Here is a 12,615-nt window from a genome sequence, read left to right on the forward strand (position 1 = left end):
AAATCATGCTCAAGACACACAACCTTCATTTGCCCCTCGACGAGAGCTCGGTGCGGGATCTATCGGTAGGTGACCTCGTCTATTTGAGCGGAGAGATTGTCGTATCAGCCGGGCTTCCCACCTATCAGCGCCTCACGGAGTTCGTCAACGACAAAAAGCCACTTCCGCTCGACTTCTCTGGCGGCACTCTTTTTCACGTAGGAAGCATGACCCGTGAAAATGAAGACGGGTACGAGATGCTGTATCTCAACCCCACGACCAGTACGCGCTTCAACCAATACATGCCAACATTGATTCGTGGGCTTGGCTTGCGTCTTACTGGTGGTAAGGGCGGCCTTGATCTGGAAAGCGTTCACGCCATGAAGGAGGCTGGGTGTATATACCTATCCTTCCTGGGAGGCGGTTGCGCACTACTGTCTGAAGCGATCCGCGAAGTCACAGACGTGTATTGGAAAGATCTCATCACGCACTACCGGCTAGTTAAAGTAAGAGTCGAAAACCTCGGTCCGCTGACTGTTGGAATAGACGTGCATGGCAACAGCGTCTATGAGGGGCTTACGCAAAATGCCCTCTCTAAACTCCTGGAAATCCTGACGGCTCTTAAAGACGAACGCCAAGCAGGCTCACACGAGTAAGGCATCGTTAATAACATCGCCTGAAGCACTTCGGTACACTTTTAATGCCAGCGAGTACTGCGGTGCATTAAGAAAAGGAAGAACATGCGAATTTTGTAGTGGGCGCCGGCGCAATCGGCGGCTTCTTTGCCGCACGCCTGGCGAAAGCCGGTCACGATGTAAGTGTGCTCGCACGCGGCGCAACGCTTTTTGCGATTGATAAACGGGGGTTGACTCTACAAAGCGATGGGCAGACGATTCACACCCGGCCTCGGGCAAGCGATAACGCGAACAGAGGTGGCGCCGTTGGTTCGGACAGTCAGATCAATTTTATAAGTGGAAGCGCCGGGGTCATCAAACTGCCGATTTGATCGCAGGCAGTGTCGCGAAGTATCCGACACATTCGGCAACATGACTATGCCATTGTGTGCGAGCTCGGCTTCACGAAGCCGAGTGCACTTCATCGCGGCCTTTCGCAAATGGACGGGCACGAGCCCCGGCGCGTTTCGCCGCGAAGTGCGAGTGCGTGACGCGGCATCGGAATGCGTGGTTGAGGGGAAACGCTGACGGCAGGGAGGCTATTTTCGGAGCGGTAGATTTGCACATCGATTGATGTACCGTAATCATGCAGAAGAGCTGCCACTCGCGTGTCGCAGTTCTCGCCATGCCCGCGGTGACATCGCAAAGCGCTCACGGAACACACGACTGAAATGTGACATGTCGTTGAATCCCCAGCGCAACGCGATGTCGGACACACGCATCACCGCATACATAGGATTCGCGAGATCTTCCGCGCACCGCTCAAGCCGCAGATTCCACACGTAGCGCATCAGCGACGTATTTTCCGCCTCGAACAATTTGTTGATGTACCGCGAAGAAATGCCGATCGCCTGCTCGATCATTAGCGGGTTCAGTTCCGGGTCGCGCAAGTGCTCAAGCAAGTGCCGTTTCACGCGCGTCAGCGTCAGTGCTTTCATCCGCGACTGGGTGAAGTCGTTGCGCTGCAGGTTTCCTAGCGTCATCCCGATTAGCGCGATCGCAGTATCCGAGAGTTGCAGCAGCTCGTCATCGGACACGTGACGCATCTGCGACGCCATCTGTACAAGAAACCCGCGCATCACGTTGCTGACGCCCTGCGCGGTTTGAATCGGGTGCGCAGTGCGTTGTTCAATTCCGACGACGAGCTGGTTCAGCGTCGGGCGGGGAATGCTCACGACGATCTCGCGCCACGACTGGCCGAACCGCAAGTGATGCGGCCGTGTCGCGTCGTAGATTGCGAAGTCCCCAGGATGCAGTGTGACGATCTTCCCGTCCTGCTCCACTGACTGGCTGCCCTCGAGCATCAATACCGCAAAATATTTGTCCTCATACTCGTCCCGCGCCTGACGATAACGCCGGGTCACCGCCTGCTCGCCAGCGGAGATTTCTGAGATCCGCATCTTGTCGCACTTGCGCTGCCGCACCTGGCCGAAGAAATCGGCTTTCTGCACGGCAGCTATCTGCACGTCCGCGAACAAACGCAGGATCGCTTCACGCCAGAACTCGATGCGCTGGCTGACGGAGCCCTCGGCAGCGACCTCGATTGAAGAGTCCGTCCATTTGACCGGCGCGCCGTTGGAGTCCCGGCCGGGAGCGTCGCCGCTCCCGGCGCGAGGGAAAGGAGGCATCGTCATGATCATGCTCCAAATGGAAGAGCGGATAAGCAGCGCGTAGAGTGCCGGTTCAAATACGCGTTGTCCAGCCGATTCGACAGCTTACCGCTCGCCGCCGCGCCGGGCACGTTATGCGAACGTCGTCTGGCTCCAGTCGGACGATTGTTCGTATGCAAATGCGCATCGATAGATTGTCGCCTCGTCGAAGCAACGGCCAACCAGTTGCAGCCCGATCGGCAATTCTTCGGCGATCCCGCAAGGCAGCGACATCGCCGGATGCCCAGACACGTCGAAGGGCGCGGTGTTCGCAAGCATTTCGAACGCGCGCGTCAGCGAATCGGACATCGTGCAGCCCGGCTCGGGCAGCCTTGACGCGCGGACTGGAACGGTCGGCATCAGCAGCAGATCGAACGATTGCAGCGCTGCGTCGTAGTCGGCGCGCAGCCGCCGCGCAAGATTCTGGCACTTCGCGTAGTAGCGACCGCGATAGCGGCTCGTGAAGTATTCGCCGAGCAGCATCGTAACCTTCACCGTGTCCGGCAACTCGTCGGCGCGCTCTCGCCAGCCTGCATGATGGTCAATCATGCCGGTCATGTACAGCCCTCTCCAGTTAAAGCCGTGGCTGTTACCCTTCATCATCTGCTGCGTCGCACCTTCGGCCGCGATCGGCAACCAGATAGCGGTGCCGGACGCGTGCAGCGGCACCGACACCTCGTCGACGATCGCACCTAGCTTGCGCAGCCGGTGCGCGGCGACCAGTACAGCCTCGTCGACAACCGACTCCGAATTTGCAAGCCCGAAACCTTCGCGCAGGATGCCGATCCGCAGCCCGGCGACACCTCTGTCGATCCCGTCGAGCAAATTGGCACGCGGCGGCAACGCGCGTTGACGCGGGTCGAGCCCGTCGTCTCCGGCGATCACGTCGAGCAGCCGCGCGTTGTCGAGCACGCTGCGCGTCAGCGGACCGAGATGATCGACGGTCGCTTCGATCGGCATCGCACCGGTGTACGGCACGAGCCCGTACGTCGGCTTCATGCCGTAAACTCCGCAATACGCCGACGGAATCCGCACTGAGCCTCCCTGATCGCTGCCGAGCGCCATGTCGACCTCGCTTGCCGCGACCAGCGCGGCACTCCCCGACGACGAGCCTCCGGACGAATGCCCGGCCTTGCGCGGATTCTGTACCGGCCCCGACGCGCTCGTGTGTGAGCCGCCGGAAAAGCAGTAGTACTCGCAGGTCGACTTGCCGGCGATCGTTGCCCCAGCATCGAGCAGGCGCGTAACGACGGTCGCGTCGACGTCCGGCACGTAGCCCTCGAAGGTGCTTGCGCCGTTGCGCATCGGCACGCCGGCGACGCTGATGTTGTCCTTGATCGCAACGGTCCGACCATGCAGCTTGCCATCCGGCGCACCGTGGATCGTGCTCTTGCGCGCCCACGCGCCGTAGCGGTTCTCATCGCCTTCAGGCCGATAACCGGGTGTGCGTGGATACTCGACCGTGGGCAGATAGTCGGGCAGCGCGTCGATCGCGTCGTACGCGTCAAAGTTCGCCTGCAATGCGTCGTCATAATCGGCCAGTTGCCGGTCGTCGACATGGAAGCCAAAACCGGCCGCGATATCAGAAAGTTGCCCGCGGGTTGGGCGCTTGATAGCCATGACATTCTCCAGTTTGTTGAGGCGGCGCCGAACGCGAAGCACGGCGCGCGGGGGGCGTCAGCGGGCGGCGGCGATAGCGTCGCGCAACATCCCGGTTCGCGGATGGCAATTGACGTATTCGTACAACTGATGTTTCGCGTCGAACACGGACACCTCGTGATACAGACGCAGCTTCTCGAGCCCGGTCACGACGCGGAAGAACGTGACGAAGATCCGCAGATGAGTCGGATGCGACTCGGCCCAGCGTTCGAGGCGATCAAGCGAGCGCCAATGGCCGATGTTGTAGCTCTCGTCGAGCAGGTTGCCGTCGAGGTCTATCGACTGCACGTAGCGGTTGCTGTAGCAGCCAACCTCCGCGCCGTTGTCACGCAGGAAGTCCATCCCGGCGCGCAGCGTCGGTTCAATCTCGTCCAGATACAGCCGGCGCTCGTCGTGTTCGGCTGCGCGCCAGTCCTGGCCGGAGCGGATCAGCGCGACGTTGTCGTGCGCGCGCACGACAACGCGACCGCCCTGCGCCGGGTCGCCGGCGACGATCCGCAGTTCGCCGTCTGCGCGCATCCAGTCGGTCTGCGAGATCGGGAAGCGGTCGCGCATCGAGCCCCAGTAGCCGTGCTCCTCGATTTCGCCACTGACGTCGTCCATCACCGCACCGACGCCCGGGAAGTCGCTCGTGAACGCGTATAGAGTCTCGAACTGCTCGGCGCGCGGCGCGACGATCTCCCGGAAATAGCCTAGGCCGTCCTTGAGCCGCTCCTCAGACGCCCACCAGCCGGCGACATCCGGGGACGCGATCCAGCGCGCATACGCGTCCGGGTCGCGCCAGTAGCCGACCGCGATCAGGTTGTTGTAGCCCTCATCGTCAGTGTGTTGCGTCAGATCGTGGTTGCCGGGGCCGTCGGAGACGCCGAAGCCGGCGACGATCCGGCGCAGCGCAGCGAGCGCGGCTGGACGTTGTTCCGCGCCGAGATACTGGACGCCGAAGTAGCCCATCACAACCTGGTTCAGGTCTTCGGCCGCCCGGGCAACGTACATCGGGAACGGCGGCTGGTAATCGTCGGCGACGCGGCGCGACAGCGTGCGCGGGCAGACCAGATGTTTGTCGATGGCGGATTCCATGAATGGCCTCGCTGGGATGACTGGTTGATGAAATGGAGAGACGAAAAGGCCTTGCTGAGGACGTCGATGCAATGCGCGGCGTTAAAAAATGTGCGCGTAGCGCAACCCGACGAGGACGCTGTCGCGCGGGCCGTTGTGAACGCTGAGATCGGTGCCGAGCTGGATCTGCACCTGATCGGCCCTGGTCACAAACTTCGACGCGGTCAGCCGCATACGCGTCGTGCGCAGCGCGTCGTGGTTGTCGGAGCCGTCGACGCTCGTCGCGCCGCCCCAGAACTGCGTGACGCCGAGGCCGAACGACGTGCCCGGGTCCGGCATGTAGCGGACCATCGCCTGCGCGCTATAGCTCATCCGCTGATGCAGCGTCGCTCCGCTTGTGCCATACGACGTATTGTTGCTGTACCAGATCGCGTCGCCGACCAGATCGAGGGCCCATTGCGGCGAGAAGTGCTTGATGTACGCGGCCTGGAAGTCGAGCGACCAGCGGTTCGCGCCGAGATTCAGGCTGCGGTTCTGGTCATAGCTTCCGGTCGGCGCATACAGGTAGACGGTCCCAGCGATCACGTCCTTCGCGTCGTTCAGGCGGAATTTCAGCGGCGCGGTCAGGATCACGTCCCCGACGCCGTTCGTGCTGCTGAGCCCGCTCGCGTTGCCGAAGCCACTCACGTGTCCAAACGGCAGCAGGACCTGCGGATCGATCGTCAGCCGGTCGGTCAGCGCGAATACGTGCAGCAGACGCGCGATGCCGACGTTCGACTGCAGGTCGAAATCCGACGTTTTGCTGCCGTTCGCGTAATACGCGTTGGTCGCCGAATAGTTGTAGTAAAGCACGCCGATCGTGGCGCCGACCGGGTACTGTTCGTAGTCGCCCGGATCGACCTCGACCGCACCCGCATAGTGTGACGCGATCAGAATCAGCGATGCGCCGATCGCGCGCACGATCCGCTTAAATTTCATGCCGTTGACGGATTCCATCATTCCCCATACCTGGATGTGCAGACACCTCCGCGACCGGCGTGCGGAAACGGACGTCGCGCCGGACGCCGGTATCGGGGTGCGTTGCCTGGCTGTTATATGGCGACGCGCGACGCGCGCTACCGATTCGCGGCGCCCGTGACCGACATCGCTTGAGGGGATAATAGAAAGGCAAAATGCGCGTTTCTGTTTCGCAGCGGAACAACAAGTTGACTGTGACGGGCTTCGGCACGCGGCGTCATCGAAATGCCATCCGGCAAGCGGCGGCGGGTCAGGCAAACGTGAGGATGTGCATGGTGGCGCGAGGGAATCGCTCGCGATGACGCGCGGCGCACGGATGCGTCGTCGCCTGTATACAGCGGCGGTATCGTGTTCCGTGCCGCCGGCTACCGCTCTTCTCAGACACTTCCGTCTCAGCACAGTTTCTGATCCGCGTCGACACAGATGCGCGCTTTTTCTCTTCTTACCCTGCTCGTTGAGCGTGACCGCACGATGCGGCCGCGCCTCGCTTCGACCGACGGCTGCGTGGCATCGCGAACGCGGTCGTTCCGAACCAAGACAAGGAGTCCCAACAATGAACGCGACACCCTCCGCACACACGACCTCGACGCCAGGCGAACGAGCCTGGGCGCTGTTCCGTGTGATGAAAGAGAAGAGCCTGATCCCCGACGGCTACGTCGAAGGACTGACGCAGATGATGTCAGAGCAGTTCGATCCGGCGAACGGCGCGCGTGTCGTCGCGCGCGCCTGGGTCGATCCGGCATTCCGCGAACTGCTGCTGAAGGACGGCACCGCCGCGTGCGCGCAGTTCGGCTACACCGGCCCACAGGGCGAATACATCGTCGCGCTCGAGGACACGCCAACGCTGAAGAACGTGATTGTCTGCAGCCTGTGCTCGTGCACGAATTGGCCGGTGCTTGGCTTGCCGCCCGAATGGTACAAGGGCTTTGAATACCGCGCGCGGCTGGTCCGCGAAGGCCGAACGGTGCTGCGGGAGCTCGGTACAAATCTGCCGGACGACGTCGTCGTGAAGGTCTGGGACACGACGGCCGAAAGCCGCTATCTGGTGCTGCCAATGCGCCCAGCCGGCACCGACGGGATGAACGAGGCGCAACTGCAGGCGCTCGTCACGAAGGACGTGCTGATCGGCGTCGCGCTGCCACGCCTCGGCTGAACTACACACTTACCCTCGACATTCATTTCGGAGATCTCAATGGACGGTTTTCACGACCTGGGCGGATTCCAGGGCTTCGGCCGCGTTCCGCACACGATCAACAGTCTCGATTACAAACCCGTATTCAAGGAAGACTGGGAGCATCTCGCATACAGCCTGATGTTTGTCGGTGTCGATCAGTTAAAGAAATTCAGCGTCGACGAGGTGCGTCACGCGGTCGAGCGGATCGATGTGCGCCAACACGTCGGTACCCGCTATTACGAGCGCTACGTGATCGCGACCGCGACGCTGCTCGTCGAGACCGGCGTGCTGACGCAGGCGGAGCTCGACGCCGCGCTCGGCTCTCACTTCAAACTCGCAAATCCACCCCATTCGAACGGCCGCCCGGCGCCCGCCGGTGGCGCGCGCTTCGAGGTCGGCGACCGCGTTGTCGTCCGGGACGAATACGTCAGTGGCCACATCCGCGCCCCGGGCTACGTGCGCGGCAAGGAAGGCGTCGTGTTGCACCGGACGACAGAATCATGGCCCTTCCCGGATACCATCGGCCACGGTGACACGTGCGCCGTCCATCAGCCGACATATCACGTCGAGTTCCGCGCGAGGGATCTGTGGGGCGACGCGGCGGACGACGGCTATGTTGTCGCCGACCTGTTCGAGGGCTATCTGAACCGCGCGCCGGTGCGTCCCGCCGATGCGCCCACCGGGTCCCACGCGGCGGAGACGACCGCGTGAACGCGCAGGCCAGCACGACCGAGACTGCGCTTGCCGACGCGCAAGTCGGGCCGGCTGAACCGCCGACGCGTATTCCAGTGACGGTACTGTCCGGTTTTCTCGGTGCCGGCAAGACCACGCTGCTGAATCACGTGCTGCGCAATCGCGCCGGGCTGAAGGTCGCCGTGATCGTCAACGACATGAGCGACGTGAACATCGACGCGGACGACGTGCGCCGCCACGTCGAGCTACATCGCGGCGACGACGAGCTGGTGGAGATGAGCAACGGCTGCATCTGCTGCACGTTGCGCGCCGATCTGCTCGAGCGGATCAGCACGCTCGCGCGGCAACGGCGCTTCGATTACCTGCTGATCGAATCCACCGGGATTTCGGAGCCGATGCCGGTCGCAGAGACGTTCGCGTTCCTCGATCGCGACGGCTCCAGCCTCAGCGAACTCGCGAGGCTCGATACGCTCGTGACGGTCGTCGACGGCGAGACCTTTGAGGACAGGATCGCGTCAACGGAGTCGGTCACGAACGATGTCGCGCGGGATGCAAACGCCACGGACGGCGGTGATGCCGCCGCGTCGCGCCCGCTGTCGGATCTGCTGATAGAGCAGGTCGAGCACGCGAACGTGATTCTCGTCAGCCGGGTCGACCGCATCGGCGAAGCGAGTTTCGACCGGCTCCGCGTAACGCTTGCGTCGCTGAACCCGTCCGCGCAGATCCTGCCGATGCGAAACGGAGAAATTGATGCTTCTATAATCCTTAATACACGACGCTTCAATCTGCCAGCCCTCATGGAATCTCCCGGGTGGATGCAACGGATGCAAATCGATGAACGGCCGTCGGAGTCGGAGTCGTACGGGATCGCGTCGTGGGTCTATCGAGAACGTGCGCCCTTTCACCCGGCACGCCTTCTCGCGTGGCTACGTCAACCGTGGACCAACGGCCGGCTGCTGCGCTGCAAGGGCTACCTGTGGGCCGCGCACCGCCATGCTGAGATCGGCATGCTGGTGCAGACGGGTGGGCGGTTCCAATGGGGCTATGTCGGCCGCTGGTGGCGGTTCGTCCCGCAGTCGGACTGGCCGCGCGACGACTATCGCCGCGACGGTGTGCTGAACAGATGGGAGGAGCCGGTCGGCGATTGTCGGCAAGAGATCGTGTTTATCGGGCAGGCGATCGATTGCGAGCGGTTGAAGTTGGAACTTGATGCGTGTCTGTTGACGGTCGAGGAAATCAATTCGGGACCGGAATCGTGGGTGCAACTTCCGGAAGCCGGCACATTCGACGCTCTCTCAACCATTCAGTAGCGACGGATTTAAAAAACACCACGGCCTCCTGTTGCAAGTGCGCTACCACCCGGTAAGTGACTTCAGTTCCCGGGCAAAGAAGGCCGACGCTTTTTTGGTAGCGCATTGTCCTCCCGCAATTGCCGGTTCTCTGCGTCAAGTTGCCGGATGCGCTGTTGTTCCGCCGTCAGCGATTTACCTTCGCCGGCGCCGCCAGAGTGTTCCGCATCGTACTGCGCCACCCAGTACCTTACGGCTGTCTTAACGAGGTCCCTCGACCGGCTGACTTCGCTGACCGATAAATCCTGATCTCGTACACATCCGTACCATTTCCAGCCTGAAGCTGGCGTCAAATTGTCAGCGCCTTCTTCATCTTGCTCTGTCTCTTCGGCAAAGGCCGTTTGCAAAGACGCAGTCTATTCCCTGGTTTGCATTGCAAAGCAGCAGTCGACGAAACGGGAGAACTGTCATGGTCAAACAGCAACCAACAGGGCTACCGGCGGATTGTTCCTTTTTATTGGCTGACACATGTTAGTTCACGCAGACGCCCGAGCTTTCCGATTTTGGAAACGGTGCCTACACCAAACGGCTCAACACGTGCCCTGGTTTGGATCAAAATGATGTCGTGGCGCACGTGCCTTTCCCATTCCAGATAGCCCGGCGCGCCGCCCAACTCAACGACATGACAGTGATGGAGACAATGCGGGCCCTGAACATCCTTCTCTCCGATGTGGCCGCGCGCCACTTCGACCGCGAGATCGCGCGCACGCTCGGCGCGACGCCTTTCCGCCTGCTGTCACCCGGCGATGCGTCAGGCGCCGAGGCGCAAATCGTGTTCGTGAGCCGCGACGTGACGGGCCGTTCGACCAAGCACGACCTGATGCCGGAAACCCGCCACTTCTACGACATACTGCGCGCCGCGCCGAATCTCCGCTGGGTGCATGCGCATTCCGCGGGCGTCGATCGGCCGATCTTCGTCGAACTGCGGCAACGCGGCGTGCAGGTGACGTCGTCCTCCGGCGCGAACGCGCGCACGGTTGCGCATGCTGCGCTTGCCGGTCTGCTGGCGCTTGCGCGCCGCCTGCCGTTGCTGCACGAAGCGCAGCGCGAACGCGCATGGCGTCCCTTGCTGCTCGATGCCGCTCCGCGCGACCTGGCCGGTCAGACCGCCGTGATCGTGGGCTACGGCGCCATCGGTCAACGGCTCGCCCGCCTGCTCGATGCGCTGGAGATGAACGTGATCGTCGTACGCCGCGAGGCACAGGGCGAAGGCTTCATCGATTACTCGATGCTAGACGACGTGTTGCCGCGCGCCGACTGGCTTGTGCTCGCCTGCCCGCTCACGCCGCAGACGACGAAGCTCATCGATGCAAGCCGTCTGGCGCATCTGCCGAAGCAGGCGCATCTTGTGAATGTCGCGCGCGGGGAAGTCGTGATCGAAGCGGATCTGATCACCGCGCTGCGTAGCGGTGCGCTGGCGGGCGCTTATCTCGACGTGTTCGAGCACGAACCACTGAGCGCGGCATCGCCCCTATGGGATATGCCGAACGTGATTCTCACGCCGCATATGGCGGGACAGTCGGACAGCCAGTACGCAGCGGTCGGCCGCATCTGGCTCGACAACCTCGCGCGCTGGCAGCGAGGCGAACCGCTGCTCAACCTTGCGCGCTGAAGCGGCGACCGCACGCCGCTCCCCAATACGAGGCGGCCCGCGAGCCCGGCCCATAACAAGGACTAGAGATGAGCTTCAGCTTCGCTACACCCGTGTCGCCGGGCACAGCGAACCCTTGGCAGACGAGGCGCGGGAACGCACGATCTATCTGCCGAAAGGCTCCGCAGCGGCGGCCATCGCGCACGTCAACGTGATCGGCTCGCTCAGCGGCGCATCGAGCACTGCCGCGCTGGCTGGATGAGCCGCAGCGTGGAGCGCTTGAGCATGGGACTCGCGCTGCTGGGCGCGGTGATCGCATGCGGCGCGGCCGTGTTGCTGGTGACATTCCCAGCGCGCCTGCTGCGCCAGGGTGCGTCGCTGTCGGCGCGCAATCGAGACTGAGGCATATTCAATTCAGAATAAAAGGAGACACCATGCACGAAACGACACCCGCCGAACTCGACGCTGCCACGCGTCCATTACGTCGCCGCAGCGCGCTGCGCTCGATTGCGGGCGGCTCCATCGGCAATCTGATCGAGTGGTACGACTTTCACGTTTATACGACTTTTTCCATTTTCTTCGCGGCTTCGTTCTTTCCGCGTGAGAACCGCACCATTCAATTGCTTTCGACGGCGGCGATCTTCGCCATCGGCTTTCTGCTGCGGCCGGTCGGAAGCTGGCTAATCGGCCTCTATGCCGATCGGCGCGGACGCCGCTCCGCCCTCACGCTGTCCGTCATCCTCATGTGCGCGGGCTCACTCGCCATCGGCCTGTGTCCCACCTATCCGCAGATCGGCATGGCCGCGCCGCTCGTGTTGTTGCTCGCTCGGCTCGTACAGGGTTTTTCGCTCGGCGGCGAGTACGGCGCGAGTTCGGTGTATCTCAGCGAGATCGCACGGCCCGGCCATCGCGGTTTCTACAGCAGCTTCCACTACGTCACGCTGATTCTCGGCCAGTTGCTCGCCACGCTCGTGCAGGTTGTGTTGCAGGCGCTGATTCCGCGTGCGGAACTGATCGACTGGGGCTGGCGGGTGCCGTTCATCACCGGCGCGGCACTCGCGCTAGTGGCATGGTGGGTGCGTCGCAATATCGATGAAACCCCGGACTTCCGCGCGCTCGACGAGAAGGACAAGCGCGGCGTGTCGCTGTCGTCGTTGCGCGAGCACTGGCGGCCCGTTTTGCTCGTGTTCGGGCTAACCACGGGCGGCACGCTCGCGTTCTTCACCTACACGGTCTATATGCACAACTACCTCGTCAATACCGTTGGGTTGAGCGCGCAGACGAGCGCGTGGCTTTCGCTGTCGACGTTAACGCTGTTCATGGTTGTGCAGCCGTTCTTCGGCGCGCTGTCGGATCGTATCGGGCGACGCGCGCTGTTGTTGTGGTTCGGTATTGGCGGCACGTTCGGCACCTGGCCGCTGCTGACGGCGCTCGCGCACACACATAGCGCAACAACTGCGTTCCTGCTGCTCGCGCTTGCACTGATGATCGTCTCCGGCTACACGTCCGTGTGCTCCGTTATGAAGGCCCAACTGTTTCCCGCGCGGCTGCGGGCGCTGGGCGTGGGCGTACCGTATGCCATCGCGACGGCTGTATTCGGCGGCACGGCCAGTTACGCCGGGCTCTGGTTCAAGAGCATCGGCCATGAAAGCGGTTTCTATCTGTATGCGTCGGCATGCATCGGCTGCACGCTGATCGCCACGTTGAGCCTGCGCCGCAGCGACATGCAAATGGAGTCGTAAGCGGCGCGCCCTGCTCTTTCCGATCACCTTTT

The 12,615-nt window shown here is 62.4% G+C and carries 14 protein-coding genes and 1 pseudogene; 10 read left to right on the forward strand and 5 right to left on the reverse strand.

Translation table 11 applies throughout. The features are described from left to right. Positions 1-5 precede the first annotated feature (5 nt). The 3 genes and pseudogenes from B0G75_RS10095 to B0G75_RS42000 form a co-directional block, all read left to right on the forward strand. Positions 6-635: a fumarate hydratase C-terminal domain-containing protein gene (locus tag B0G75_RS10095; protein WP_106304021.1), complete on the forward strand. Its 630-nt coding sequence runs from the start codon at positions 6-8 to the stop codon at positions 633-635. A 98-nt stretch (positions 636-733) separates the two neighbouring features. After that, positions 734-985: a ketopantoate reductase family protein gene (locus tag B0G75_RS10100; RefSeq protein WP_374956884.1), complete on the forward strand. Its 252-nt coding sequence runs from the start codon at positions 734-736 to the stop codon at positions 983-985. A 51-nt stretch (positions 986-1,036) separates the two neighbouring features. After that, positions 1,037-1,181 (forward strand): annotated as a pseudogene (locus tag B0G75_RS42000) (helix-turn-helix domain-containing protein); the annotation flags it as partial. A gap of 56 nt (positions 1,182-1,237) precedes the next feature. Here the strand turns inward: B0G75_RS42000 and B0G75_RS10105 are convergent. The 4 genes from B0G75_RS10105 to B0G75_RS10120 form a co-directional block, all read right to left on the reverse strand. Then, positions 1,238-2,287, reverse strand: a complete 1,050-nt coding sequence (locus B0G75_RS10105; protein ID WP_106305567.1) for a helix-turn-helix domain-containing protein — start codon at positions 2,285-2,287, stop codon at positions 1,238-1,240. 108 nt (positions 2,288-2,395) lie between these two features. Further along, a complete protein-coding gene (locus B0G75_RS10110) occupies positions 2,396-3,922 on the reverse strand; it encodes an amidase (RefSeq protein ID WP_106304024.1) in 1,527 nt (508 codons plus the stop codon). A gap of 57 nt (positions 3,923-3,979) precedes the next feature. Next, positions 3,980-5,038, reverse strand: a complete 1,059-nt coding sequence (locus tag B0G75_RS10115) for a phenylacetaldoxime dehydratase family protein (protein WP_106304028.1) — start codon at positions 5,036-5,038, stop codon at positions 3,980-3,982. 81 nt (positions 5,039-5,119) lie between these two features. Beyond that, the gene (locus B0G75_RS10120) at positions 5,120-6,016 is read right to left on the reverse strand and encodes a transporter (RefSeq protein ID WP_106304031.1); all 897 of its coding nucleotides are present in this window, start codon (positions 6,014-6,016) and stop codon (positions 5,120-5,122) included. A gap of 571 nt (positions 6,017-6,587) precedes the next feature. Between B0G75_RS10120 and nthA the strand changes: the two genes are divergently transcribed. Genes nthA through B0G75_RS10135 form a run of 3 tightly spaced genes read left to right on the forward strand, consistent with a single transcriptional unit; the run spans position 6,588 to position 9,211 of the window. Beyond that, entirely contained in the window at positions 6,588-7,187 is a 600-nt protein-coding gene (nthA, locus tag B0G75_RS10125) for a nitrile hydratase subunit alpha (RefSeq protein WP_106304033.1), read from the forward strand. 39 nt (positions 7,188-7,226) lie between these two features. Beyond that, the gene (gene nthB / locus B0G75_RS10130) at positions 7,227-7,919 is read left to right on the forward strand and encodes a nitrile hydratase subunit beta (RefSeq protein WP_106304036.1); all 693 of its coding nucleotides are present in this window, start codon (positions 7,227-7,229) and stop codon (positions 7,917-7,919) included. Continuing rightward, the gene (locus tag B0G75_RS10135) at positions 7,916-9,211 is read left to right on the forward strand and encodes a GTP-binding protein (protein ID WP_106304039.1); all 1,296 of its coding nucleotides are present in this window, start codon (positions 7,916-7,918) and stop codon (positions 9,209-9,211) included. The genes nthB and B0G75_RS10135 overlap by 4 nt, the downstream gene beginning before the upstream one ends. A gap of 62 nt (positions 9,212-9,273) precedes the next feature. Here B0G75_RS10135 and B0G75_RS42005 read toward each other — a convergent pair whose 3' ends face one another. Then, positions 9,274-9,597 (reverse strand): transposase, encoded by a 324-nt coding sequence (locus B0G75_RS42005; protein WP_146142495.1) that lies wholly within the window; start codon positions 9,595-9,597, stop codon positions 9,274-9,276. A gap of 275 nt (positions 9,598-9,872) precedes the next feature. Between B0G75_RS42005 and B0G75_RS10140 the strand changes: the two genes are divergently transcribed. From B0G75_RS10140 to B0G75_RS10145, 4 genes are all read left to right on the forward strand, one after another. After that, positions 9,873-10,862: a D-2-hydroxyacid dehydrogenase gene (locus B0G75_RS10140; RefSeq protein ID WP_106304042.1), complete on the forward strand. Its 990-nt coding sequence runs from the start codon at positions 9,873-9,875 to the stop codon at positions 10,860-10,862. A 115-nt stretch (positions 10,863-10,977) separates the two neighbouring features. Then, on the forward strand, positions 10,978-11,103 hold the full coding sequence (locus tag B0G75_RS41220) for a hypothetical protein (RefSeq protein ID WP_258194346.1): 126 nt from the start codon (positions 10,978-10,980) through the stop codon (positions 11,101-11,103). 8 nt (positions 11,104-11,111) lie between these two features. Further along, on the forward strand, positions 11,112-11,243 hold the full coding sequence (locus B0G75_RS41225) for a hypothetical protein (RefSeq protein ID WP_258194348.1): 132 nt from the start codon (positions 11,112-11,114) through the stop codon (positions 11,241-11,243). A 32-nt stretch (positions 11,244-11,275) separates the two neighbouring features. After that, a complete protein-coding gene (locus B0G75_RS10145) occupies positions 11,276-12,583 on the forward strand; it encodes an MFS transporter (RefSeq protein WP_106304045.1) in 1,308 nt (435 codons plus the stop codon). The last annotated feature ends 32 nt before the right edge of the window (positions 12,584-12,615 follow it).

Origin of the sequence: Paraburkholderia sp. BL18I3N2 (assembly GCF_003001875.1) — a bacterium.
GTDB classification, from domain to species: Bacteria; Pseudomonadota; Gammaproteobacteria; order Burkholderiales; family Burkholderiaceae; genus Paraburkholderia; species Paraburkholderia phytofirmans.